Source organism: Suicoccus acidiformans, assembly GCF_003546865.1.
GTDB lineage: Bacteria > Bacillota > Bacilli > Lactobacillales > Aerococcaceae > Suicoccus > Suicoccus acidiformans.
On sequence record NZ_CP023434.1, the window covers coordinates 1,405,195 to 1,430,527 of the forward strand.

24 protein-coding genes and 1 pseudogene are annotated in these 25,333 nt (G+C 47.4%); 2 read left to right on the plus strand and 23 right to left on the minus strand.

The window, feature by feature from the left end; all coding sequences use genetic code 11:
• The first annotated feature begins 555 nt into the window (after positions 1-555).
• Positions 556-1,371 carry a Cof-type HAD-IIB family hydrolase gene (locus tag CL176_RS06635; RefSeq protein ID WP_118990596.1) on the plus strand — a complete coding sequence of 272 codons (816 nt, stop codon included), beginning with the start codon at positions 556-558 and terminating at the stop codon, positions 1,369-1,371.
• 469 nt (positions 1,372-1,840) lie between these two features.
• On the opposite strand, the gene CL176_RS06640 is transcribed toward CL176_RS06635, so the two are convergent.
• The 16 genes from CL176_RS06640 to CL176_RS06715 form a co-directional block, all read right to left on the minus strand.
• Positions 1,841-2,263 carry a hypothetical protein gene (locus tag CL176_RS06640; RefSeq protein WP_118990597.1) on the minus strand — a complete coding sequence of 141 codons (423 nt, stop codon included), beginning with the start codon at positions 2,261-2,263 and terminating at the stop codon, positions 1,841-1,843.
• 102 nt (positions 2,264-2,365) lie between these two features.
• A complete protein-coding gene (gene rplS / locus CL176_RS06645) occupies positions 2,366-2,716 on the minus strand; it encodes a 50S ribosomal protein L19 (RefSeq protein WP_118990598.1) in 351 nt (116 codons plus the stop codon).
• Positions 2,717-2,895: 179 nt separating this feature from the next.
• Positions 2,896-3,627, minus strand: coding sequence for a tRNA (guanosine(37)-N1)-methyltransferase TrmD (gene trmD / locus CL176_RS06650; protein ID WP_118990599.1), 732 nt, complete (start codon positions 3,625-3,627; stop codon positions 2,896-2,898).
• Entirely contained in the window at positions 3,617-4,141 is a 525-nt protein-coding gene (rimM, locus tag CL176_RS06655) for a ribosome maturation factor RimM (protein ID WP_118990600.1), read from the minus strand. Before rimM ends, trmD begins: the two co-directional genes overlap by 11 nt.
• A gap of 538 nt (positions 4,142-4,679) precedes the next feature.
• On the minus strand, positions 4,680-5,111 hold the full coding sequence (locus CL176_RS06660; protein ID WP_118990601.1) for an Rrf2 family transcriptional regulator: 432 nt from the start codon (positions 5,109-5,111) through the stop codon (positions 4,680-4,682).
• A gap of 605 nt (positions 5,112-5,716) precedes the next feature.
• Entirely contained in the window at positions 5,717-7,231 is a 1,515-nt protein-coding gene (locus CL176_RS06665) for an ABC transporter permease/substrate-binding protein (RefSeq protein WP_118991586.1), read from the minus strand.
• Entirely contained in the window at positions 7,206-7,958 is a 753-nt protein-coding gene (locus CL176_RS06670) for an ATP-binding cassette domain-containing protein (RefSeq protein WP_118990602.1), read from the minus strand. Before CL176_RS06670 ends, CL176_RS06665 begins: the two co-directional genes overlap by 26 nt.
• Positions 7,959-9,800: 1,842 nt before the next feature.
• Positions 9,801-10,058 carry a KH domain-containing protein gene (locus CL176_RS06675; RefSeq protein ID WP_118990603.1) on the minus strand — a complete coding sequence of 86 codons (258 nt, stop codon included), beginning with the start codon at positions 10,056-10,058 and terminating at the stop codon, positions 9,801-9,803.
• 42 nt (positions 10,059-10,100) lie between these two features.
• On the minus strand, positions 10,101-10,364 hold the full coding sequence (gene rpsP, locus CL176_RS06680) for a 30S ribosomal protein S16 (RefSeq protein WP_118990604.1): 264 nt from the start codon (positions 10,362-10,364) through the stop codon (positions 10,101-10,103).
• 397 nt (positions 10,365-10,761) lie between these two features.
• A complete protein-coding gene (gene ffh / locus CL176_RS06685; protein WP_118990605.1) occupies positions 10,762-12,246 on the minus strand; it encodes a signal recognition particle protein in 1,485 nt (494 codons plus the stop codon).
• A gap of 14 nt (positions 12,247-12,260) precedes the next feature.
• Positions 12,261-12,593 carry a YlxM family DNA-binding protein gene (gene ylxM / locus CL176_RS06690; RefSeq protein ID WP_118990606.1) on the minus strand — a complete coding sequence of 111 codons (333 nt, stop codon included), beginning with the start codon at positions 12,591-12,593 and terminating at the stop codon, positions 12,261-12,263.
• A 98-nt stretch (positions 12,594-12,691) separates the two neighbouring features.
• Positions 12,692-13,072, minus strand: coding sequence for a metal-dependent transcriptional regulator (locus CL176_RS06695; protein WP_162890872.1), 381 nt, complete (start codon positions 13,070-13,072; stop codon positions 12,692-12,694).
• A 372-nt stretch (positions 13,073-13,444) separates the two neighbouring features.
• On the minus strand, positions 13,445-14,311 hold the full coding sequence (locus CL176_RS06700; RefSeq protein WP_162890873.1) for a glycosyltransferase family protein: 867 nt from the start codon (positions 14,309-14,311) through the stop codon (positions 13,445-13,447).
• 338 nt (positions 14,312-14,649) lie between these two features.
• On the minus strand, positions 14,650-16,149 hold the full coding sequence (locus tag CL176_RS06705; protein WP_118990609.1) for a glycosyltransferase: 1,500 nt from the start codon (positions 16,147-16,149) through the stop codon (positions 14,650-14,652).
• Between the two features lie 278 nt (positions 16,150-16,427).
• Positions 16,428-16,703, minus strand: a complete 276-nt coding sequence (locus CL176_RS06710; RefSeq protein WP_118990610.1) for a type II toxin-antitoxin system RelB/DinJ family antitoxin — start codon at positions 16,701-16,703, stop codon at positions 16,428-16,430.
• A gap of 62 nt (positions 16,704-16,765) precedes the next feature.
• The gene (locus tag CL176_RS06715; RefSeq protein WP_118990611.1) at positions 16,766-17,026 is read right to left on the minus strand and encodes a type II toxin-antitoxin system RelB/DinJ family antitoxin; all 261 of its coding nucleotides are present in this window, start codon (positions 17,024-17,026) and stop codon (positions 16,766-16,768) included.
• 1,026 nt (positions 17,027-18,052) lie between these two features.
• On the opposite strand from CL176_RS06715, the gene CL176_RS06720 reads away from it, so the two are divergent.
• The gene (locus tag CL176_RS06720; RefSeq protein WP_118990612.1) at positions 18,053-18,595 is read left to right on the plus strand and encodes a hypothetical protein; all 543 of its coding nucleotides are present in this window, start codon (positions 18,053-18,055) and stop codon (positions 18,593-18,595) included.
• A 692-nt stretch (positions 18,596-19,287) separates the two neighbouring features.
• On the opposite strand, the gene CL176_RS06725 is transcribed toward CL176_RS06720, so the two are convergent.
• The 7 genes and pseudogenes from CL176_RS06725 to CL176_RS06755 all read right to left on the minus strand — a co-directional run bounded on the left by CL176_RS06725 (position 19,288) and on the right by CL176_RS06755 (position 25,332).
• Positions 19,288-20,184: an alpha/beta hydrolase fold domain-containing protein gene (locus CL176_RS06725; protein ID WP_162890874.1), complete on the minus strand. Its 897-nt coding sequence runs from the start codon at positions 20,182-20,184 to the stop codon at positions 19,288-19,290.
• A gap of 306 nt (positions 20,185-20,490) precedes the next feature.
• Positions 20,491-22,311, minus strand: a complete 1,821-nt coding sequence (locus CL176_RS06730; RefSeq protein WP_118990614.1) for an FAD-dependent oxidoreductase — start codon at positions 22,309-22,311, stop codon at positions 20,491-20,493.
• A 207-nt stretch (positions 22,312-22,518) separates the two neighbouring features.
• Positions 22,519-22,761, minus strand: a pseudogene (locus CL176_RS12280) (hypothetical protein); the annotation flags it as partial.
• A gap of 118 nt (positions 22,762-22,879) precedes the next feature.
• Complete coding sequence (locus CL176_RS13035; RefSeq protein ID WP_420824180.1) at positions 22,880-23,269, minus strand: group II intron maturase-specific domain-containing protein; 390 nt, start codon at positions 23,267-23,269, stop codon at positions 22,880-22,882.
• 34 nt (positions 23,270-23,303) lie between these two features.
• Positions 23,304-23,675, minus strand: a complete 372-nt coding sequence (locus tag CL176_RS12850; RefSeq protein WP_118990616.1) for a reverse transcriptase domain-containing protein — start codon at positions 23,673-23,675, stop codon at positions 23,304-23,306.
• A 207-nt stretch (positions 23,676-23,882) separates the two neighbouring features.
• Positions 23,883-24,185 (minus strand): reverse transcriptase family protein, encoded by a 303-nt coding sequence (locus CL176_RS06750; RefSeq protein ID WP_162890835.1) that lies wholly within the window; start codon positions 24,183-24,185, stop codon positions 23,883-23,885.
• Positions 24,186-24,822: 637 nt separating this feature from the next.
• Positions 24,823-25,332 (minus strand): PTS sugar transporter subunit IIA, encoded by a 510-nt coding sequence (locus CL176_RS06755; RefSeq protein WP_162890876.1) that lies wholly within the window; start codon positions 25,330-25,332, stop codon positions 24,823-24,825.
• Position 25,333: the final 1 nt, after the last annotated feature.

A 25,333-nucleotide genomic window follows, 5' to 3' on the forward strand; every position in this document is an offset into this window, starting at 1 on the left:
TCGAAGCAAAAAACGCACCCCCTACCAAACGCAGCTACAAATTCCTGCTCCCAGCACCAATTCTGTTCAGTTAGGCTACCAATACAAAGTTTAGCCCACCAACTATATTCAAGCATCCACCACGGATCAGATAAAGGTTGGTGCCACGGCGCTCGCCGTGGCTTCCTTATCTCAATTTACAATTTGCGCCCTAAACCTCACTGCACAACAAAGGCACAAATTTCAGACATACCCCTTTGACCATTCCTGACTACCGTGGTGCGCACTTACCACGATAGTCTAGAACCAACTGACTGGCGTGGTAGGATTCCACCACGTAACTCAAACCCCGGTTCACTACCGTGGTAAAACTCTACCACGTTAGTTTAAGCCCAATCCACTTACGTGGTAGAACTCTACCACGATAGTCTACTCCCCGCCATACCCATCACGCAGGCCTCAGCACAAACTCACCAATCCCCCCAAACCTCGCGCTACCACCAACCTTTTTTTAGTATTTGTCAGCTGGGGCAAATTCCGCTATAATCAGTGGGAACTGAAGGAGGCTTCCATATTATGAAAAGACATCTAATTGCGATTGACTTGGATGGAACGACGTTGAATGATGAATCGAAATTGAGTGTGCTGACTATTCAGACCTTGCGCCGTTTGAATGACCTGGGGCATATGGTGATGATTGTGACGGGGCGCCCGTATCGGAACAGTAAGGCTATTTACCGGCAAATTGGCATTGATTCGCCGATGGTCAACTTCAATGGGGCTTTGTGCCACTTTCCTGGCAACGACCACTGGTTACCTTATTACCACGAAGAGCTGGACCGGGAGATTGCTTTTGAACTCTTTAATCATCAAGATGAGCTGGACATCAGCCTTCTCATTGCCGAAGGTAAGGAGCACCTGTACACCACCTCAGCCCAACTGCCTGACAGCCCCTTCTACCCTATCGATCAACTCAAAATATCGCGCCTCTCGCGTGAGTCACTGACCTATAACCCCACTGCCCTGTCAATTTTCTGTGACGATGCCAAGCAAGAAACCATCGAAACCGAGCTCATGAAGCGCTACGGCGACACGATTTCCGTGCGGACCTGGGGTGGCATCTTGCCCGTCTTGGAAGTGGTGCGGGCCGGCATTAACAAGGCCGTCGGCGTCCAGCGCGTTGCGGACTTCTACCACATTCCGCAAGACTGTATTCTCGCTTTTGGCGATGAGAATAATGACTACGAAATGATTCAATACGCCGGTCTAGGCGTGGCCATGGCCAATGCGACTGACGAAATCAAAAGCATTGCTGACACGCAAACCGAGCGCACCAATGATGAAGATGGCCTAGCGCATTTCTTGCTGGATTACTTCGACATTACCTTATAGTTTGAATAAAACTGAAAGTTGTGCTGTCTCTAAAAAAATTAAAGCCTCCAGTCCTTGTCAAAATGAAATGTCCCCTGTCTACTTGACAGGGGCAGTTCAAAAAGGGTGCTGGGGGCTATATTTTATTACTTAAATTTTACCATACCCTCATCTGTCCAGTATCTAAAGGTTAAATCAGAAACCATCCTCCGCAACAAACGCATTGCCCAATCCCTCCCAATTCCGGCGGACGACGTTCCCACGGAATTTTCGCTCAATTTTATTCCGTCGGGACCAAGCCCAACGGAATCCTGACACGTATACCAGACATAAAATAGCGAATCAAGCGAAATGTGTCACATTTATGGGACGCGATCTGCAACCACCAACCTCGCCACACGCACCAACCCTCCCCTTTCCAGCACAAAAACACCCACCAACTTTTTCAAGTCAGTGGATGCTTCACATTACTCATGTAAATACTCTGCCTTTAACCCAACTTCTCTGCCAACTCCGGAATAATATTCTTAGCAATAGCGGAGCCGATCACAATCGTTTGGTACAAAGGTTCCGGATCACTGCCACTACGCATGAGTGAGCGCAGGAAGATCTCGCCATCGCCGGCTAGGAATAGGTAGTAGTAGCCTGTTTTGCTTTCGTTCAGCTCGTTGATTAGGCGTAAGGCGTCGGCTTCTTTGTTTCGGTCTTGCAGAAGGTGTAATTGGCGGTAGATCATTTGCACGTCGGCATAGTCGTCATCGCTGTGTTGGATAATGACTTCAACCACGACGGATCGGTCGTCTGTAATGCGGTAGCGCATGCGGAATAAGTGGTTGCCGCCTTGAATTTCTTGGTAGTCGTAAGGAACTTTTTTGCCATCGAGATGGGCTTTGAAATTTTCGTGTAAGGACATCTTCTTCCACCTTTATCATTTAATTTGAATTGATGCCTTTATTATAACAAACTTCCTTGCAAAAAAATACCCCGCCCAGTGAAATGGACGAGGTAGGTATGACTAGTTGCGCTCTGCAATACGAGCAGCTTTTCCGGAAAGGTTACGGATGTAGTACAATTTCGCACGACGTACTTTACCTTTGCGGAGTACTTCAATCTTTTGCACGCGAGGTGTGTGTACAGGGAAAGTACGTTCAACACCAACACCGTTTGAGATTTTACGAACAGTGTAAGTTTCGCTAATGCCTTGGCCGCGGCGTTTGATTACTAAACCTTCGAATAACTGAACACGTTCACGTTCACCTTCGACGATTAAAGCGTGGACACGTACAGTGTCACCGGCGCGGAATTCTGGGATATCATCACGCAATTGTGCGGATGTAATCTTATCAATAATTGGATTGATACTCATGTTCTTTCTCCTTTATCTCACAACATTCATTACAAGGCAGCGCCCTAAGCGGAATATTGGTAATACGTGACCCGTGGCCACCTCATCTATTATACAGAAATAAATTTACTTGTAAAGGGATATTCCAGCAAAAAATCAACACTTTCGCCAAAAACTCGGTGCCTCAGCCTAGTTTCCTGTTACTCTGCGCCCTCTTCCCGCTGCACTTCCACCAAATCCTGCGCCTCTTCCGGCGTTAATTCTGCCTGCTGCAATAAATCCGGCCGGCGCAAATACGTCCGCCGAATCGCTTCCTTGCGTTGCCAAGCGGCAATACGTTCGTGGTGGCCAGATAAGAGCGTCTCCGGCACTTCCATGCCCCGAAATTCGCGGGGACGAGTATACTGCGGATATTCCAGCAAAGAGCGCTGATGGGATTCTTGGACAGTCCCTTCGTCATTGCCGAGCACTTCCGGCAGCAGGCGCACCGTGGCGTCAATCATGACCATGGTCGCCAGTTCGCCGTTAGTTAAGACATAGTCCCCCAAGGACACTTCGTCGGTTACATAGTGACGTACCCGCTCATCAAAGCCTTCATAGTGGCCACAGACAAAGATTAAATGCGCCTCTTGCGACCATTCGGCCGCCGTCTCCTGGGTAAATTTCTGCCCCGCCGGATCTAACAAAATAATGCGCGGTGCATCGGCTTGATCAATGGCTTCAAGGGCTTGGACAATCGGCTCAACCCGGAGCAGCATGCCTGCCCCGCCACCATAAGGATAGTCGTCGACGTGGCCATGTTTATTTACGGCGTAGTCGCGGAAATTGTGCAAGGTCAAATCCAGCTGGCCACTTTCTTGGGCTTGCTTCATCATCGAGTGATGCATCGGCTCGAACATTTCCGGAAATAACGTCAGTACATCAATCTTCATCGTCAATAAGCCCTTCCATAAGTTCAATTTCAACGACGTTCTGCTCGAGGTCTACTTTTTTGACAACGTCATCGATGTAAGGGATTAAAGCGTCGCGCTTTCCCGGTTCGCGCCGCTTGACGACCCAAACGTCATTGGAGCCAAGGGCGAGAATATCCTTAATCGTCCCCAAATCCCGACCCGTCTCAGTGATAACGTCCAAGCCGATAATTTCATGATAATAAAAGCTATCCTCAGCCAGCTCCTCCTGCTGATCAGCCGAAATCGACAGGTGACCTTCCTTGAAACGCTCCACATCGTTAATATTATCAAACTCCGCAAACTTCACAATATAAGCACCCTTATGCTGGCGCGCATGCTCAATCGTCACGGGAATCATCTCTGCGTGCGCCTCAATAAAAGCCGTCTCCCCTTTGGCGAAACGCTTCTCCGGAAAATCCGTATCCGATAATAATTTCAACTCGCCCCGAATGCCATAGGTATTGACAATCCGGGCAATACGATAATTACTCATTCCGTGTCCTCCCAATTCAAACATTGTGTTCATTATACACGAAAGTCACCGGGATTTCTTTGGTAAATTTGCGATTGATAACGACGAGCTTTCGAGGTTTGGTGAAATGTAAAAACCCCCAAGCAGCTGTAACTATTTCGGGGGATGAGCAATAAGGGACTTCACCGAAACCCTCTCCTATAATCTAGCACACCCTCAAAAAATGTTCTACATTGTGCTCTAGTTATTACAAAGTCACCCACTCCAAAAGAAGGTGATTTCGTAAAAATCCGTCTAAAGCAAATCATTGGCCCAGTCAGTACAGAAATCATCTTGAGACTGCACAATGACCGTTAATTCCTAACCATCACACATCATAACCTCAAACTGTCGACAAAAATACCCCAAGTAGTAGCCGCTACTTGGGGTATTGTGATTTTATGAGTCCTTCTGAGGTATCCTCACTTATATTCTACCACACAGATCGGGAAAGTAAAATAGAAAGAACAGACGTTCAGCCTACTCCTGCCACTGATACAAGCCGTCTAGCACCTATTCCCTAAACCAAACGCGTGTGTATATCCTCCGCAACGTCCGCCACAGTTAACTTCGCCAGCTCGGCTTCCATCGTTTTTTGGATAAGGGTGAGGCGATTGCTGAGGGCTGCTTCAATATGACTGCCAATGGGGCACTCAGGGTCGGGCTGGTCGTGCATGCTGAAAAGCCCAGCATCATCCACTGCATCGACGGCCATATATACATCATAGAAGCGAATCTCGTCCAAAGGCTTCAGCAAACGAATGCCCGCCCGACCTTGTTGCGTTTCAATCATCCCAGCTGCCTTCAAAGAAGACATCAAATTGCGAATCGTCATCGGATTCGTCCCAACACTATTAGCCAGCAGCGCACTCGTCACCGGCTGCTGATTCGAGAAATACTCAATCGCCCCCAACATATGAATCGCAATTGTAAAGCGACTCGAAATCTGCATCTAAATCGCCCCCTTCCCTCTCAAGTTAATTATATCACAAAAAGTCCAAAGCTTTACAAAATGAGCCTGCAGCGGGACACGGTTTGTGGTGCTAGAAGCGGGTATGCGGTTTGCGCCACAAGCGAGTGTACGGCTTGCGCCACAATTTGCTTTAGCTGCTGAGATTAACAATCCTGCGACCCGCGACATTGCGGATCCATTCCAGGGGCTTGCGGAATCCAGCTCCCCCCCACGAAAGCATTAATTCATTCCGTGGGAACCTCCGCCCACGGAATAAATTCCGCCGTTTATTCCGTCGGACCAGGTCCCACGGAAGTTTGAGCGATTATTCTTCCGTCGGACACCTTTCCCACGGAATTTTTATCCAATTTTATTCCGTCAGACCAGATCCCTACGGAATCCTGTTGCGTATAGACGACGCACACAGGCTTGCGCAGAAATTTAGGGTAAGAACACGTCACGGCCCCCTGCCGTGGCTACCTCATTTATAGCAATAAGGTAGCCTAAAGCAAGCTCTGCTTTAGGCTCAACCCTTTCAACCCAACCTTTCGCGCTTTGCGCAATAGACAGGGCGAAACGCAGAAATGTCAACCCTATTCTTGCACTTATTCCAAGAATCCTGCTCCCTGCAGATACTCGCGGGCCACTTCGCGGGCCGGCCGGTCTTCGACGTCGACGGCGTAGTTCATGGCTTGCATCTCTTCTTCGCTAATGCGGCCGGCTAATTGGTTCAAAACCGGCTCAATTTCGGGATATTCTGCTAAGGTGTCCGCCAACAGTAAAGGCGCGCCTTGATATGGCAGGAAGAGTTGCCGGTCGTCTTCTAAGAGGACTAAGTCGTAGCTGATGAGTTGGCTGTCGGTGGAATAGGCATCGATGACTTGGACTTCGTCGTTGGCGATGGCTTGGTAGCGCAGAGCCGGTTCCATAGTGGCCACTTCCATGTCCAAGCCGTACAGGGCCTGCAAGCCTTTGTTACCGTCTTCCCGGTCCGCAAATTCCAAGGTGAAGCCGGCGACTAAGTCATCCTCCAAAGCTTTCAAGTCCGAAATTGTCGCCAAATCGTGGGCTTCGGCAAAGTCACGTCGCACCGCTAAGGCGTAAGTATTTTGGAAGGCGAGGGGTTCTAAGTAGGCCATCTCGTATTCTTGCAAAATATGTTCGCGGGCAGCTTCGTAGACTTGACGCGGGTCGTTGGTCAAGTCGGTTGGTGGTGCCGTGAGCAAGGAATTGATGACCGTACCGCTAAATTCCGGGTAAATATCAATGTCCCCATTTTGCACGGCTTCAAAGACAAAGGTCGTCTTGCCGAAGTTAGGCTTCACCGCCACTTCCAAGTCCGTCTCCGCCTCCAGCAACTGCTCGTACATATTGATCAAAATTTCCGGCTCCGCCCCCAGCTTCCCGCCGATGACCAGATCTGGCCCCGACTGACCCATGACGGGCACATAGGAGGCAACCACCACCAGAATCAGCGCGAGAAAGGACAGCACAATCCGGCGCAAAAGCTGGTGCTCCAGCCAGCCGATGACGTAGTTGAAGATAATGGCCAGCAAGGCTGAGAAGATGGCTCCGAGGAGAATGAGCGACGTGTCGTGCCGGTCAATACCCAGCAGAATAAAGGAGCCTAGGCCACCCGCCCCGATGAGGGCCGCCAATGTGGCTGTCCCAATAATGGACACGGCCGCCGTGCGCACCCCGGACATGAGCACTGGCATGGCCAGGGCTAGCTGAAACTTCCGCAACTTCTCCCAACGCGTCATGCCAAAGGCTTCGGCCGCCTCCTCCAAGGCTGGATCAATTTCCATAAAGCCGGTCAACGTATTTTGTAGAATTGGGAATAAAGCGTAAACGACTAAGGCAATGATGGCCGGCACAGTGCCAATCCCCACCAAAGGAATTAACAAGCCTAGAATGGCCAAGGACGGAATCGTCTGCACAACGGCCGACATTTGCAAGACGAATTGCCGAGCGCGCGGTCGTTCTTTGATGACAATCGCCAGCGGCACCGCAATGAGAATCGCCAGCAACAAGGCCAGAAGCGAGATCTGCAAGTGCTCCAAGATTGCCTGACCCAAAGCGCCCCGCCGTTCATTAAAGGTTGTCAGTAAAGCTTCCATTTGCATCTCCCCGCTTCTCAAAAAACTCCGCCACAAAATCATTCGCCGGCTGCGCTTGAATCCCCTCCGGCGTATCCACCTGCTGAACCCGGCCGTCCTTAATAATGCAAATCCGGCCGCCCAAATAAAGCGCCTCAGACATCTGATGCGTCACAAACACAATCGTCAAATCCAACTTCTCCTGCAAATCACGCATCTCATCCTGCAACTGCCGTCGGGTAATCGGATCCAGGGCCGAGAAAGGCTCATCCATCAACAAAACCTTCGGCTCCCCAATCAACGCCCGCAAAATACCAACCCGCTGCTGCTCGCCCCCAGACAATTCCCGCGGATAGCGATCAGCATACACATCAGCTGCCATTCCTACCCGGTCCAACCAATCGCGGGCCTTCTGCCGCCGGACGTCCTTGGCCATCCCCTTCATCTCCGGAATCAACTCAATATTCTCCAACACCGTCAAGTTCGGAAACAGGGCAATTTTCTGTAAGACGTAGCCCATCTCCAAACGCAAATCACGCAAATCCATCGCCTGCGTATCCTGCCCATCAATCAGAATTTGCCCACCATCCGGGTCCTCCAGCCGATTCAGCAACTTCAACAAGGTCGTCTTACCACTTCCCGACGGCCCAACCAGCACGAAAAACTCATTATCCGCAATCTGCAAATCAATCGCCTCCAACACCACCTGGCCCGCAAACTCCTTCGCGACCCCCTTCACCTCAATCATTCAGCGCAACCCCCTCTATCCAAAAATCCGCCAAATCCCAGTTCATTGCACCGAGATAGCTCATCGTCTGCTCACTTAGTCGTCTAATCCGATCATTCATCCCTTATCTCCTCTGCTTTGTTGTATATTGAACATGTAATATAAGTAGTTAGAGGGTGAGTATAAAGAAAATGCCTAACAGGGTCAAGTGATATGAACTGGGCAGAAGTGGGTTAAGGACGGGGGAGTTTGTGGTGGAGACGCAGATTGCATAAATGGCGGTTTGACCAATATTGACTATCGTGGTACAAACTTACCACGTAACTCAAACACGGATTCACTATCGTGGTAGAACTCCACCACGATAGTCTGGAGCCAGTTCACTTACGTGGTGCAGCCCTACCACGATAGTCAACTTCCTGTACTGAGCCAAAAAACGGGCTTATCCAACTAATTCGTTACAATTTCAGCTCCCAGCACCAATTCAACTCATTTAGCCCACCCATACTAAGTTCAGCTCACCAACAAAAGCCCAGCAACCACCTCGGATCAAAGAAAGGTTGATGCCACGGCGCCCGCCGTGGCTTCCTTATCCTATTTAGAGTTGGAGCCCTAAAATTCATTGCGCAACAGAAACGCAAATTCCGAACAAACCACTTTGAATATTCCTGACTATCGTGGTGCACACTTACCACGTAACTCAAACACAGATTCACTATCGTGGTGCGCCCTCACCACGTAACTCAAACACGGATTCACTATCGTGGTACAACTCCACCACGATAGTCTGGAGCCAGTTCACTTACGTGGTACAACTCTACCACGATAGTCAACTTCCTGTACTGAGCCAAAAAACGGGCTATCCAACTAATTCGTTACAAATTCAGCTCCCAGCACCAATTCCACTCAGTTAGCACACCCATACTAAGTTCAGCTCACTAACAAAAGCCCAGCAACCACCTCGGATCAAAGAAAGGTTAATGCCACGGCGCCCGCCGTGGCTTCCTTATCCTATTTAGAGTTGGCGCCCTAAAATTCATTGCGCAACAGAAGCGCAATTTCCGAACAAACCGATTTGACTATTCCTGACTATCGTGGTGCACACTTACCACGTAACTCAAACACGGATTCACTATCGTGGTAGAACTCCACCACGATAGTCCAAACCCAATTCACTTACGTGGTGCGACCCTACCACGATAGTCTGGAGCCAGTTCACTTACGTGGTGCAGCCCTACCACGATAGTCAACTTCCTGTACTAAGCCAAAAAACTGGCTTCACCAATAAATTCAGCTACAATTTCCACTCCCAGCACCAATTCCACTCAGTTAGCCCACCCATACAAAGTTCAGCTCACCAACAAAAGCTCAGCACCCACCTCGAATCAAAGAAAGGTTGGTGCCAAGGCCCCCGCCGTGGCTTCCTTATCCTATTTAGAGTTGGAGCCCTAAAATTCATTGCGCAACAGAGGCGCAAATTTCAAATAAACCGCTTTGACTATTCCTGACTATCGTGGTGCACACTTACCACGTAACTCAAACACGGATTCACTATCGTGGTAGAACTCCACCACGATAGTCTAAGCTCAGTTCACTTACGTGGTACAACTCCACCACGATAGTCCAAACCCAATTCACTTCCGTGGTAAGGTGCTACCACGTAAGTCAGTAGAGATGCGCTATAGCGTAGTAGGATGCTAACACGGGAGGCGGCGGATGTGCACTGGCGTGGAGTAGCCCTACCCAAGCGTGTCTAAAGCGAAGCGCTATCACGGCACAACCACCCACGCCACAAACTACACCCACAATCCCCGCTCCAAACAAAAAGAAACTGCCAACAACAGCGTTGGCAGTTTCTTTTTGTTATGCTTGATCAGGTTCCCCTTCAGCTACGACAACACGTGAGCGTTTCTCACCTTTGGGACGGATACTGTAGACAATTGTGCGAATAGAGCGGATAACCCGGCCTTTACGGCCAATCACACGTCCAATATCCTCCGGATTTAAGTTTAAGTGGTACTCCATAAATTCATCCCCTTCAATAACTTCAACACTGAAGTCTTCAGGGTGCTCGATAAGTGGCGTTACCATACTCGTGATCAATTCAATAATGTTTGGCATTTTGATATCATCCTCTACATTATAGTGCTATCGATTCAAAGCTTATTTAGATTCGTGGAACTTTTGCATAATTCCTTGAGAAGAGAATAAGTTGCGAACAGTATCAGAAGGTTGCGCACCTTCACCTAACCATTTCATTGCTAACTCTTCGTCGATATTTAATTCCTTAGGTTCAGCTACTGGATTGTAAGTACCGATTTGCTCAATAATACGACCATCACGTGGTGCACGCGCATCAGCAACAACAATACGGTAGAAAGGTCTCTTCTTAGAACCCATACGTTTCATACGAATTTTAACTGCCATTATTTCACCTCCGTTGCTTCTTGACTACAGTTAGATATACTACCAGAAATCAAATCACCTGTAAACCTTTTTTTGTTTACAGGGAGCAAAAAATTCTAAAAACCGCGCCATACCGCAGTTTCCTCATGTAAAAAAATGCGCCCTAGCCGAAATTTCCCCTGCCAGACGCCAAAAACTGCCACACTGCTGGAACTTTTTACGCCTTACCAGCAACACAGCCCAGCTCCTGCACAAACACCCCACTATTAAAAAAAGCCACAGCAACCGCCGTGGCCCTAATCCATTAACCCTAGCAATAAATACTCTAAATCCATGCATCAATCATACTTCATCTGTGCCTTGCGCAAATTCAACAATACCTCTGCATCAATTCGCCAAGCGAAGTGGTCGCCCAATCTTAACGCCGCTTTTTCATCTTTCTTAAGCGGTTTTGGAGTTTCTTGTCTTCGCGCTCTTTCTCGAGCTGCTCTGGTGTTTTGAAGGCATTGTCCATACCTGGTAGGTTCATGCCAGGCATTCCTTGGCCGCCACCTGACATTTGACGCATTTGGCGCATGGTTTTCTTCATGCCGGAAGTCTTGCCTTTGGATAGTTGGCTCATCATATCGCGTGACTGGTTGAACTGCTTAATCAGTTGGTTTACTGCCTGCAAGTCCTGGCCACTCCCGCGCGCAATCCGGCGACGACGGCTTTGGGAGATGATGTCCGGATTGGCCCGCTCTTCCTTGGTCATGGAATAAATAATCGCCTTCAAGTGGCCCATGTCCTTTTCATCAATATTCAAATCATCGATGCCGGGAATTTTGTTCAAGCCGGGAATCATCTTAATAATATCTTTGATGGAACCCATCTTATTGACTTGGTCGAGTTGCTCGAGGAAGTCGTCGAAACTGTAAGTTGCGTCCTTAATCTTGGCCGCCATCTCTTCCGCTTGCGCTTCGTCGTAATCCTTCTGGGCGCGCTCGATCAGCGTCATCATGTCCCCCATACCGAGAATACGGCTGGACATCCGTTCCGGATAGAATGGCTCTAAGGCGTCGAGTTTCTCGCCTTGACCGGTAAATTTAATCGGTTTTTGCGTAATTTCGCGAATCGACAAGGCCGCCCCACCGCGGGTGTCCCCGTCGAGTTTGGTAATGATTACCCCGGTGATGTCCAAGGCTTCGTTAAAAGCCTGGGCCACATTCACTGCGTCCTGACCAGTCATCGCGTCAACCGTCAAGAGGATTTCTTGCGGTTGGACGGCTGCTTTAATGTTGCGCAATTCGTTCATCAAGGTCTCATCAACGTGCAGGCGACCCGCCGTATCAATTAGAACCAAGTCATGGCCATTGTCCTTCGCATAAGCTAAGGCTTCGCTGGCAATATCGACCGGATTGGCCTCGGTCCCCTTGCTGAAGACGTCAACGTCCAATTGGCGGGCGATAGTTTGCAGCTGGTCAATAGCGGCCGGCCGGTAAACGTCAGCGGCGACAAGGAGCGGTTTACGTATTTTGGTTTCTTCGGTTAAGTAATTGGCTAACTTCCCGACAGTGGTCGTCTTACCGGCCCCTTGGAGACCCGCCATCATCATAACGGTTGGACCGCTGGTAGCTAAGATTACTTCCTCGCGCTCGCCGCCCATTAATTCGGTTAACTCTTCATCAACAATCTTCAATACTTGCTGGGCCGGTGTCAATGACTCCAGCACATCAGATCCCAGCGCCCGCTCATTCACCCGGCGGACAAAGGTCTTCACCACTTGGAAATTGACGTCCGCTTCTAAGAGCGCTAGACGAATTTCCCGCATCATCTGCTTCAAATCTGCTTCAGTAATCTGACCCCCGGTCCCTACTGAAGAAATCGCATTTTGGAGGCGTTCGGATAATCCTTCAAATGCCATCGTATCAAACTCCTTTAATCATCTAATTCTTTCAATTCATCTACTAATAATAGTAGTTCTTGCGCACTTTGTCGAGTATGAATCCCAGAAGCTAACTGATCCAAAAGTTCCCGCCGCTCTTTCGCCTTCACCAAAAGGCCCAACTTCGCCTCATACTCCTCCAAGCTCGCCTCCGCCTGCTTCACCGTCCGATGCACCGCCTGGCGGCTAATCTCATACTGCTCAGCAATCTCCGCCAAAGACAAATCATCTGCATAATATAACTGAACCAGCTCTTGTTGGTGGGCCGTTAATAAATCCCAATAATACCCAATGAGCTGGTTCACACGTAGTGTTTTCTCTAACATTCGCCTTAAATCCTCCCTGACATATGTTCACCAGAAAATTACAGCAAAATCACCATAAACCCAGGGAAATTCGCCTTACTCACCGATCAGACGACCGACTAATCATGCGCCGTCCAATCCGCGCGATAATCAATAAACTCCGCCAAGCGCTCCGCCATATCATCCGGCGTCGAATGCTCCAAAATCTCCGCAATATCATGCACTTCGGACTTCTCATAACCTAAAGCATTCACCAAGAAATACTCCCAAACCTCATGCTTGCGAATCAAACTCGTCGCCAAATCATTCCCCTTATCCGTCAGGCGTACCCCTTGATAAGGCCGCAAATCAACAAGCTCCTCCTCGGCCAGCTTCTTCAACATCTCCGTGACAGACGCCGGTGAGACACTCAGCCCTTGCGCTATATCCTTATTCGCAACACGGTCCCCCTGACCGAACTCATAAATATATTTTACATAATCTTCTCTACTTTGTGACATCTTGTATTCCACCTTTGCATTATACATTTCATATTTTACCACGTTTTAAACCATGCGACAAATATTTAATCAAGCACCTATCCCTATATTTACAAGCAAAAAAGTTAGGAACACCTGCAATCAAGCGCCGAATATACCCCTTCACCTGAAAAAATAAAAATGCGTCTCAACTGCACTCTATTGCATACAAAATGGCTACAAGCAAAGCGGTCTTTTCTGCGCCTATCCTTTGCTACTGCCCAAAGGGAAAAGTGCCTTCAGTCACCAGCCTAAAAGCAGTACAAGAGCGTCCTTTCAAGCAAGCCAGCCTGCCCAAACTTCCGCGAAGAATTCGTTCCAAGCCAGCGCTGGAGAGCGGTCCTCGCCATATATCTACCCCCCAGCCACAAACTGTTGCACGTCCGCAGATTGCTTCAAGGCACCCGGTTCGGCAGCAAACTCCTGCAAGACCGGAACCATCGCGTCCAGATCTGTAAAAGTCAGCACGTCCAAGGTAAAGTCCGGTCCATGCTTCGCCTCGGCCAAGGCCAAGATTACTTGCTTATGCAGGAAAGCCCGATACACACTTCCCGGTACGCCCACACCTTGGGCAATATCCAAGAACAAGTCACAATCCCGGTACAAGTCAGCCAACTGCGGTTCTGTCACAGCCGGATACAAGGTCACGTGCTCAAAGCGCGCCAAATCCTTTAGAGGATCCGCCATTTTAGTTGTGGTAGCAATATGGAACTGCACTTCCGGTAAGGCTGCCACCAAGGTCGCCAGACCTGGCACTTCACTAGTTGCTGTAAAGACGAGCGCACTGGCCCGGCCGGTATTCTCAGCTTGAAAGGGGTAGGCGAAGTCCATTTTAGGACGGGCGCTTTCACCTAAGGCTTCCTGCACTGCTGGGTGGAATACGGTATAAGTGTGGCCGGCCGGTAATTCAGTCACTGTCGGATATGGGTAGACAATGTCAGCGGCTTGCTGGTAATAGGGCCGCAGTTCGGGATGCTCGATGAAGCGCACCTCACCGGCCTGGGCAAGCACACTGGCGAAGAGTTCTTTTTGGACTGCTTGAAGGCTTTCGACAAAAAGCGTCCGACCGTCCAAATCATGCACCATCACGGACCCAGTCAACTGGTCCATCACCAGGCGCACCCGACCCTTGTGGTCTTTGTACAGGGACAACTCAGGCAGGCCCTGGGTGGAATAAGTCAGCGTGTGCATATTCAGCCCATACTGATTGTAAAAGTCCACCCGCTCCAGCCGCCCGCTCGGGCTCAGCCATTCAACCGACTGCACCCAACGCTTGCCGGACGTATCAGTGTAGCGAATATTCCCCCGTTTCTGGCCCCGGTAGAAGATCTCACCTTGAACATGACTCCCCTGAATGTCGAAAAACGGCGGCACCGGCACTTGATTGAAATACAACGGCTTAAAGGGCAGCTGCTTGTTGCCGTAAAGGAACAAGGTCAAAATCGACTCATAACCCTCCGGTAGAAAGCCATCATCTTTGACCAGAATCCGCCGACCGCCCGCTTCCAGCGTCTCCAAGGCCACATGACCCAGCACGGTCCAATCATACATTATCGAAATCATAAGCCCTCCTCGGCGATTTGTCGCCACTCTTCCTGCGATACTTCCGTCAAAAAGTCTTCCCCCGCCCGGTAAGCGCGTTCCCGCACGTCAGCCAAATCCTCCTGGGTAAAGAGTTGAACGATGGCCTGGGCCAAGTGGGCGATAGTATCCGCCTCATCAGGTGCTAACGGCACCGCAAAGCCACTTTGCTCGGGTTTGATAAATAGATCCGCCCCATAAGGCATATCCAAGCCAATAATCGGCAGGCCGGACCCCAGCGCCTCCATAAAAGCCAAGGGGAAGCACTCCGACGTCGTCCCCGATACAAAGGCCTCATACGTCTGATAAAGCTCCGTTGCATCCACTTGGCCCTGGAAGTGCACAAAGTCCTCAGCACCTAACTCCTCCACCAAGGCCTTCAGCCGCAGCTCCTCGGCACCCGAGCCATAAATATCTAGCGTTAACTCTGGCACAGTCTCCTTAGCCTGGACCACAGCGCGAATCACCCAATCCACATGCTTTTCCGGCGCCAAAGGCGACGCCGTCATAAGACTATAAGATTTGCGCCCTGTCTCTGGACGACGTAACTGGTCCAAACTGCCGGCGCGACCGCGTAATATTTTGCTAGAATGACCGAGGTAGTACATTTGTTGAGCTTTAATCAAACTTTCCTGGGCCGCGGACTGGACGATGAGAAAATCATACATATCCGGCTGATTGAGCGGATACTCATACTGCTCATGCCACAGAATATGATGGGCATCCGTATACTGCGCCACATAATGCTCCGCATGCAACATCGCAGCCACACGTCCACCTGTTCGGCGAACCGTTTCCGTCACAATCGGACCCAGACGTTTACTGCGATCCAAGACAAAAAGGTCCTCCCGGCTCAACTCTAAATCCGCCAGCATATAAGCGATGAACTCATTCACCCCGTAAATTACGTCCCCGCGCACATGGAAAACCGACCCATCCTCTGTGCGGTGTTCCTCATAGGCCACGCTCCCATCCTCATTCAAGAAATGGCGTAAACGTGACACCGGCACCCCATCAACCGTCTGAAAATACTCGGTAATCGTCTGCGTATAGGTAAAGTGCTCCTTCAACACCAAATTCCCTTGGTAAACGTACTCTACCGCATTAATAAAGCGCTCATCCAGCGCCTTAAAGAAAGTCACCAGCACCTGCGCCTCCGGCTCATGATAGCGGACAAACTCTACCGTCTCCTCACGCAAGGACAAGTCATAAGGAATCTGCGGCAGAATATCCGCCACCTGCGTACTCGACTTCGCCAGACTTACATCCGTGAAATAATTATAAAGCCAAAGCAACTCATCCGCCTCAAAGCCATAGCTCTGCGCATTCTCCACCAAATTCCCCCGCACAAACCACGGCGTAAAGATAAACTTCGCCGGAATCCCCAGCTGGCGCAACAAATTCGCCCGATAAGCCTGCGAATGATCCACACTACTGCCCTTCCGCTCCAACGTCGTATTTAAATGATATACCGTCATCGTCTCACCCTTTCCAAAAACTCCCTACTCTAGTTATACCATAAAATGACCACAGACACTCGCAGTTTCTGGTTGAAAATAAGGGAAGTTGGTCCATGGTGGGTGTGAGTGTAGAAGGGCTGGGTTGGGATGGGGAATGGGGATGGGATGCCACGGCGGGGGCCGTGGATTCCTTATTAAATAGAAAGAAGCTTTGATGAGAAGACGTCTGTCTTCTTACCAAAGCAATTATACACAACTTTGCTGAACCAGCATCAACCTTGAACTTCACTTCACCACTAAACTTCATACTCACTCTCATCTTCAGCCACCAAATAAGCCACAGACCGTTCCACTCCGCCCTTGCCTCGGCGAAGCTCGCCATACTTATCAGTAACTTTAGAATTCTGCAAACTCACCCGAAACGGCAATGCCCGCTCCCGTAGACTCTGTTTCAAGAACAAATTCACCGCCGTCGTCAAACTCATTCCCAGCTCCTCAAACAAAGCCATCGCCTCATCCTTCGTCGCCTTATCCACATTAATCGACAAACGCTCTTTTTGCACCTCAGCCATAACATCCTCCTAGCCCTAAGCCTATTATCTAAAAACGCGCTTCCTTCAGATCAGCTTAACTACTAATCATAAAGAATCTCTTCCTCACCCGTATCATACCAAATATCCTGCCCCTCACCGCGTAAAGATTGCGCTAAATCCACTTCCATTTGCTCAATCTCCTCCTTTGACAAAGTCGGCTGAAACGGCAAACCGTCCTCACGCAATGCCTGCTTCAAGAACAACTCCACCCCCGTAGACAAACTCATCCCCAACTCCTTAAACAAAGCAACCGCCTTACGACTCGTCTCCAAATCCACAATAAATCGCATTGATACTTTCATTTTATACACCTCTTATGTACCTTTTATGTACATTATACACATATAAAATACAAATGTGAAGCTCCCAAAAAACCATCCTCGGATTCCGTGGGAACCAATCTCCGCGGAATTTTAAGCTATTTTTATGCCGTGGGGTTCCAGCCCCACGGAATCCAGCACCCTGCCTCTGCACTACCACAAGCCAATATCCAATCAGCACGGCCCGAGACGTGGCTTCCTTATTAAATAGAATGAAGTCTTGGCAAGAAGACGGTGTGTCTTCTTGCTAAAGCAATTGAATACGCCATTGTTTGTTAACAAGGGTAATAGCACTAACTTAAGTTCTGCTTAAACGCAAAGTTTGTGCCGGATTTCGTCGGACACCGCTCCCAAAGGAATTTTCAGCCATTTTTATTCCGTGGGAACCAATCTCCACGGAATCCAGCTCCTAACCTCTGTACAACCATAAACCAATATTCAATCAGCCAATCACCCCGCCGTGGCTTCATTTGTAAATATAACCGCAAACTATTCAATATACTGTTTGAACCACCGCTAACCTTAACCCCACACACATCACACCTTCATAAAAATAAAAAATCCCCCAAGTAACAAAAGTTACCTAGGAGATCAGGATTTTTAGAGGTATGCTGCTAACCTCTTTCTTATTGCAACACAAATATTCACTAAAAGTAACCCCCAGAACACTCGTTCCAATCCATAAAAAATTCATACCTGCACTTCAACCTCACCGAGAACGGCCAAAAATGATCATTGCATGATATTTCGAAAAAGAAATCTGAAATACAACTGAATCCGCAACTAATGGCCTATATTACTAACACTATCTCTACCAACTGCATAGAACCCATTCGCTACCAACTCATGCTGAACAAGCAAAACCAGCAGTAATGGAGCTTAGCTGGACGCCTGAGCAACAAGGCTGCCACTACACAATACAACAAGCACAAGACCTCGATCCATCTGCCAATCCAGACATCCTCAAAACTAAGTTTTACCAGAGAATTTCTGCAGAAGGTACCACTCATGAATGAACAAGAACAATGGCTCAACAATAAATTCTGCCACTTAACCAATGAGGCAAACCATCTTATCAGAGAATACCTCCCCAAAGACATTGATAACTACCGAGCGACCCTTCTGATCTGGATCGGCCAATATTACGCCTATATCCTCGTCAAAGTCCAACACATCGTCCTCAGTTCAGAACACTTGCCGCTCCTATACCCAGACCTCGATGCAAACTTTCTGGCTAAAGATAGCGACGTCAAAGACGAACTCATCAGCTTCTTTCTCGAAATGATCGTCTATGCCCAGCAAGCCGATCCTTCAGATATCCTGATACACTACTCCTTCCGTAACAAAGGCGATACCTTCCAAAATCTGTATAATTTGCTAAGCAGCGCCCACTATAAATTCAGCGCTAACTTCTCAGCCGAAACCTTTCACCAAGAGGAAATTCAAGAACTTCACGCAGAAGCAAACAAGGAAATCAAAGAACTCGGCTTCTTCAAAGGCCGGTCAGTGTTGAAAGACGTTACCCAGTTTTATGACACACACAACTTATAATTCCAAGGTCAGTGACTCTACTTGCAGCTACCTTGCCAGAAGACTCACTGGCCTATTTATTACGCAAAAAACGTGCCAGTGAGATTCGCCCACTCGCACGTTTGAAGGTACACCAAAAATTCAATCCCTACCTTAGCTTAAACCATTTGCGCCATGCCAACCGGACTCCTTGCCTGAACACCTGATTCTATCGACGTATTACATACACAATGCCGGTTCAATCAACAAGCTTCAAAAAGCACTATAGGTGAATTACCTCAAGTGTAGCCCACCGTGTCCGCAGCGATGAACTGCAGAGGTCCATGCACTCATTGGCTAAACTAATTTAGATAAACAAAAGCGCAAAACCCGTAGCCGCCTCATCTCCTACTCATTTATCTAAATTAATTTCGCGAAGCTCTTGCACTCAAACGAAACAGCCCACAAAGGTACTCCCTCAGTCAACATCATCCTATCCGGTAAGTCCTTCTAGTCTATCCGCCGAATTAAAATAGACAACTCATGAACCCATTAAGGCAAGTGCATTCAAAAAGGACATCATCTACTCCCATTAGCGAATCGGTGGATGTGCTCAAATTGTAATTAAATCTTTTTACCGAAGGAGAAACGATGTCTCTGCAAGCAATACAGCTCACCTTAATGTTGCTTATAAATGCGCTACAATCGCTTTTGCACATTCAACGCCAACCAATTTAAAAGTCGTTGGTTTGTGACAGATACTCCACTATCTGATCGTAACTACTCTTATGATAGCCCCCTGTTATGTCGAGATTTTCATCATCTTCAACGTCATAATCACAATACTTGATATCCCTAGTGGTCATTTTTAACTTAACAGCTAAACCAAGGGTCATTTGATGATGAATGTTCGTGTCAGGCTCTAGGATTAAAGTTGGCGGAAAAGCTCCAATGGCAAGGGGATTCATGTAACTGGGTGAAAGAATTGGGTCTACAGCATCATGCTCACCTACATAGGCCAGCTGGTAGAATAATTTCTCTGACAGCAGGGGTATCTTGCCTGCGTCAACGTGGTCCTTGCGAATTCTCATACTCACATCCATAATTGGACTATCAAGGATTAACCTAGCTGGTTTGGGTAAATTTCTTGAACATAATTTCTGGACAACACCTAATGCTAGATTAGCGCCTGCCTCTCGCCCTACAATATAAATACTATCTTGTTTCGTATGATATAATTCGGAGGCTCCTAGAATGAAGTGGATGGCAGAATAACACTCTTTCGCCGCTAGCGGGTAAGGATGTTCAGGGGATAAGGAATAGATAATATGAACGTAATGCATGCCAAATTCTTCGGCGAGCGCTTGACAGAACCATAAATCACGCTCCGTTCCTGGCCTAATAAAGCTTCCTCCATGGATATTGATTAACAAAGGCCTCTTCTGATCAACAGCATCCACATGCTGCCCGAAAATTACCTTCACACGACCTTTATGCCGGGGAATCTCTCGAACTCTCTCGATGAAAGGCGACTTACTCAGATTATTATAATCAATCAAATGATCCTTCATCTCTTCCCGAGCCTGCTTAGTAATATTAAAAATTTGTTCCTTAATTAACTTATCGTCCATAAGACACCATCCATGATAATCGTTATTCCCTAGCAACATTAACAACATGGCAGGATACACACTGCCTAACCAGACAATTCCATTAAATTAAAGGTTCGCTATATCCAATCCACTTAAACAAAAAGTCCCTTATCATAGAAATGGATGGCCGTTCCAAATCCAAAATAAAGGACTTCGTTACAAATAATTATAAAGCAAAAAATGAGTTTTGTGAATAGGTAATATCGGCTCTTCTCCAAAAGATCATTCACCTATGACAAAGCTTCAAGCAAACACACAAACTTTCTACAAACCATCACGCATTAACTAGCCCAAGCCCACAATCGTCTGAGCTGCCTTACGCCCTTGGTGAATAATCCCTGCAATCGCCGTACCTGAGCCCGGATAATAACTACCCAACCAGCCGCCAGCATTCAAGCCCGCTGCATACAGACCAGGAATCACCTCACCCAGATGATTCAGCACCTGACAAGCCACATTAATCTTCAAGCCTCCAATCGAGCCCAAATTCGTCGCCCGATTCTTCATGGCGAAGAATGGTGCTTTAATTGGGGCTAAGCCTTGTTGCCGACCAAAACTTAAATCCTCTCCAGCTTCTGCATAAGCATTCCAAGAAGCCAATGTTTGCTGCAAGCTGCTTGCCGGCAACTTAAGCGCCTCGGCCAAGGCTTCTACAGTCTCAGCTTGAATTACCACACCTTGTTCAACATCAACTTGCAGAGATTCTGCCGTCCACGCAGAACCTGGTGCTTCAATCGACGACTGACCGAAGATCATATAAGTTGGTCGACCGAATTGCTTTTCCTGCTGGAAAATAGCTCGGTAGCCATATGCATACGTTGCATCCTCACAAACGAAACGCTCACCCCCCGCATTCACATAAATCATTGGCATACTTGGAATACGGTTATTTGTCGCATTACCTGTCTTACCATCAAAATCGATACAGCCGTGATTGCCACTAACTGCTGCACCAGCCTGCATGCCCATAAGAATTCCGTCGCCAGTATTCGTCTCTGCGCTTAATATCGTACTGTAGTTCAAATCATGGAACTGCTGAGGATTCAAATCTTTAGCAAGCGCAGGATTGCGGTCAATACTCGCCGTTGCCAAAATAACTCCCTGCTTGGCTTCAATGAAGATGTCTTGACCATCTTGTTGAATGAGAGCGCCTTTAACTGCACCTGACACCTTATCTTGAATCAAACTCGTTACTGGCGCATCATAGCGAATCTCACCACCAGCTTCTGCCAAGGCCTTCAAGAGCGCTTCGATAATAAAGGTTCCCGAACCCGATCCACCGCCATGCTTGTAGACATGAATCCGCTCAGCGTAATCTGCTTCATCCACGTAAGGAATAGGCGAATGACCATACATATCCTGCCACTCGATACCCATTTCAGCCAGCCACTCAATATTATCTGGACTTCCTTGAGCTAAGTCACGTACCAACGCCTCATCCGCTAAGCCTTCACTTGCCCGAAGCCACAAATTCGCATGCTTTTCAGGGGTGTCATTCTGATAGTCTGTAAATTCCTTCTGATAGCGCGTGCCAGCTGCTTGCATAACTCCACCAGAATAATTCGTCGTCCCACCAGGAATTCCCGACTTCTCGCATACCAAGACTGACAAACCAGCTCGACTCGCCTCTACTGCAGCCGAAAGCCCCGCTCCACCAGAACCAGCAATAATCACATCATAACTCTCATCAAAAGCAAAATCCGCCGTATAAGCCACCGTTGCCTGAGTAATACTCGTATTCTCCTGCACCTGATTTGGATTCACAGAAGCAGACGACTCAGCATCCGTATCCGAAGCATTCAGCTTATAATCTGCATCCAGTGCCTGCTCTTGACTGATTTCACCTTCATAAGAAGCAATAGCTTTTCTAGCCGCCTCTAAGAGTGCTCCTGAACTGAAACTTGCCCCCGTTACCGTATCCACTTCCAACGACTGCTTCGCGTGAATCTCCTCAACCATACGCTCAATCCCTAATTTGCCGACATAGGCTGTATCGCTATAATCTGCCTCGACCTTGAGTACTTTGTCCCCTTCAAGGGTAACGTGCGCTGTCACTTCACCATGGAAACCTTGTGCTACCCCTTTTACGTTGACCGTTTGAGACATATTGATTCCTCCTTGATGTAATTGATATATGTATATTTTATCACAAAGTGATAAAATTATAAGTCTTGATTGTCTATTTAAGTTAGAAATTTTTAAACTATATTATTAGTGATTAAACTTGGTGACACACTTGTACTAACCACCTTAACCCCCCTTCATCAAACTCCTGACTAGTCAAGAGGAAAGGCGCTAGCGACTCTGGAGGAGTCAGGTTCTTGATGAAACCATATTTCTTAAGTGGCTGGCATAATATCCAGGTGTTTGATTCAAAAGATGGGCCAAGAAAACCTCCAGGTGAGTGTAGTAGTTAAGAGATTTACGTGGAATGATATGTCGTTTGAAGGTTACTTCCTTAGGAAAGTCTTCATCCACTTCATTAAAATCAGTACCTTTAGGCAGACCATCTCTTCTTAACAATCCGTTAGTATGCTCATTCAGTCCTATTTGAGAGTAAACGGTCGATAATTAGGTGACTTGATAATTCTCTGACAACCTACACACCAAAACCAAGGATCTCAAGCAATCTGTAGAAAGTCTAAAATCGAGTAGGAGACTAGCCATTAATTGGCTAGTCGACCTCTCCCACCACCGTACGTACGGTTCTCGTATACGGCAGTTCAACAATTGAATATTTCGTATGAACGAACTCATAGATGTGATTGATATCTTTCAATCCCCAAACGATGAGTCTTTTTGTAGGCAGGGCTAGGCTCATTTGATAGGGCTTTGACAGACGCCAGTATCCTTTTCTGCTATTGGCGTACTGAATGGCTATTTCGTGAGGTAGCGCATATTTCCTCAGCATTTGGTATCTGGTTTTGACTCTCTTCCATCGACTCCAACACAATTGTCGGAGTCGACGGTTAAACCATCCAGCTGTCTCCTGTATGAAATGTTTCATTTGACCAATCCCATGGTAATGTATCCATCCTTGCGTGTATTGATTAATCGCTCGCACGATGCCTTGGAACTTCCAGGTTGTTTGCGACTCGTCAGTTGCTTGAGTCGTCGTTTGAACTTTTGTTTAGCCGTCCGATGGGGGCGGTAACGTGCTTTCCCGCTATCATTGTAAAGCCAAACCTTAAGAGTTTCATACGTGATATATGAACCACTTCACTCTTTTCTGTGTTGACTTTTAAGCAGAGCACTTTCTCAAGAAATGTCGTGATGCTTTTCATCACACGCTCACCTGAACGTCGAGTTTTCACGTAAATACTAAAGTCATCCGCATAGCGAATAAACTTATGTCCTCGTTTCTCGACTTCCATATCCATTATATTAAGATAAATATTGGATAATAGCGGTGAGATAACGTCCCCTTGAGGCGTGCCTTTCTTGGTTGGATGAACGAGACTGTCTTCCATATACCCTGCATCAAGGAATGATCAAAGTAGATAATTCACGGTTTTATCTTTGACGTAGTACCCTACGTAACTCATAGTTTCTGATAATGTACCGTGTCGAAATATTTCGATAAATCACAATTCACGACATATATATACCCCTCATTCGCATAGGCTTCTACTTGACGAATCGCGTCATGCGCATTGCGTCCTTTTCTGAAACCATAACTATAGTCTGAAAAGTGAGGGTCGATATATGGGGTCTAAGATGTTTAATATCATCTGTTGGACGATATGGTCTCGAACTACCGGGATGCCTAACGCTCGTTTAGCCCCATTCTCTTTCGGGATATATACCCCCTTTACAGGTAAGGGTTGATAGCTTCCATCCTTCACTTTCCGAAGAATAGCTGAGCCATATTCCGATATATGTTCTTCAATATCATCAACGGTCACCCCATCCATACCAGGAGCTCCTTTATTTGCATAAACCTTTTCGCACGCCAGTTGTAAGTTTTCTGGCGTTGCCATGAGATTTATTCATCGTTCAGAAATATTATCTTGGTTCTTGGTTCTCCATATTCTTAGTGTCGTCCTTGACCCCAATGCTTACTCTTTCGGCTTCCAGCCTTATCCCTCCACATTGGGTCGCCCCTTATTTGAACTTAATCGCGGGTGTTTTCGGTCATTGAGGAGTCAACGTCTACCTCCTTGTCTACTTCAAGATAAATTGTTGTTCAGCCCTTCAGTAACTTTGTTACCTACTATGGCTTCTGCTGACTTCTCATGATTCGTTGTTACTACGTCTTATGACGCCCATGAGACCTCCCCGGGTAAGCGCGATAACTTTCTACTCATGCCGCTGCTTTATTTACTGCTACAGATTTCGTGTAGTATCGGACTTCGCTTTGTTTAGCAAGCTCATCCATCTGCCTCAGCCTTGATATAAAGTTTCTGTTCGTCAGCGCAAGTATTTGCCTCCGGCTTCCTTCAGATTCCGCCTCACGGCGGACACCCTTGCCTTCGGCTAGCAGTTCCTACTACCAAGCCTGCAGTGGACTTTCTCCACCGAGTTATCGCCCATGCCGGGCGCACTAAAAAACCATATTAACTTTTTGTTAATATGGGTTGCTCCTTTAATATCTGAGTAAATAGAATTCTGACTCGATCATTCTCTTCTCCTCAAAAATAAAAGTTCAGCTCCGATTTCTGTCTGTTCATTATCTATTTGTTTGATATTAGAAAAGTTATCTGTATTTGTAACTACAATCATTATTGTTGGGTCCAAATTATTTTCAATCAATGTCGAAATACTAAATTCAATGAGCTTTTGTCCTTGATTTATTCTTTCTCCTTCTTTTACGAGAACTTTAAAGCCTTCACCTCCTAATTCAACAGAATTAATACCTATATGAATTAATAATTCTACTCCCATACTATTCTTTACTCCTATAGCATGGCCTGTAGGAAAGATAGTCATAACTTGACCATCAAATGGAGCGTGTACTGAACCTTCTTTAGGTATAATGGCAATTCCTTTGCCCATTGTTTCCGAGGCAAATACTTCATCAGAGACATTCTTCAAATCAAGAATATCACCATTAGCCGGTGAATAAACAATACAATCCTCATTTTCTTTTTTCGCTATATTGTTAAAGAAATTCTTAAAAATATTCATA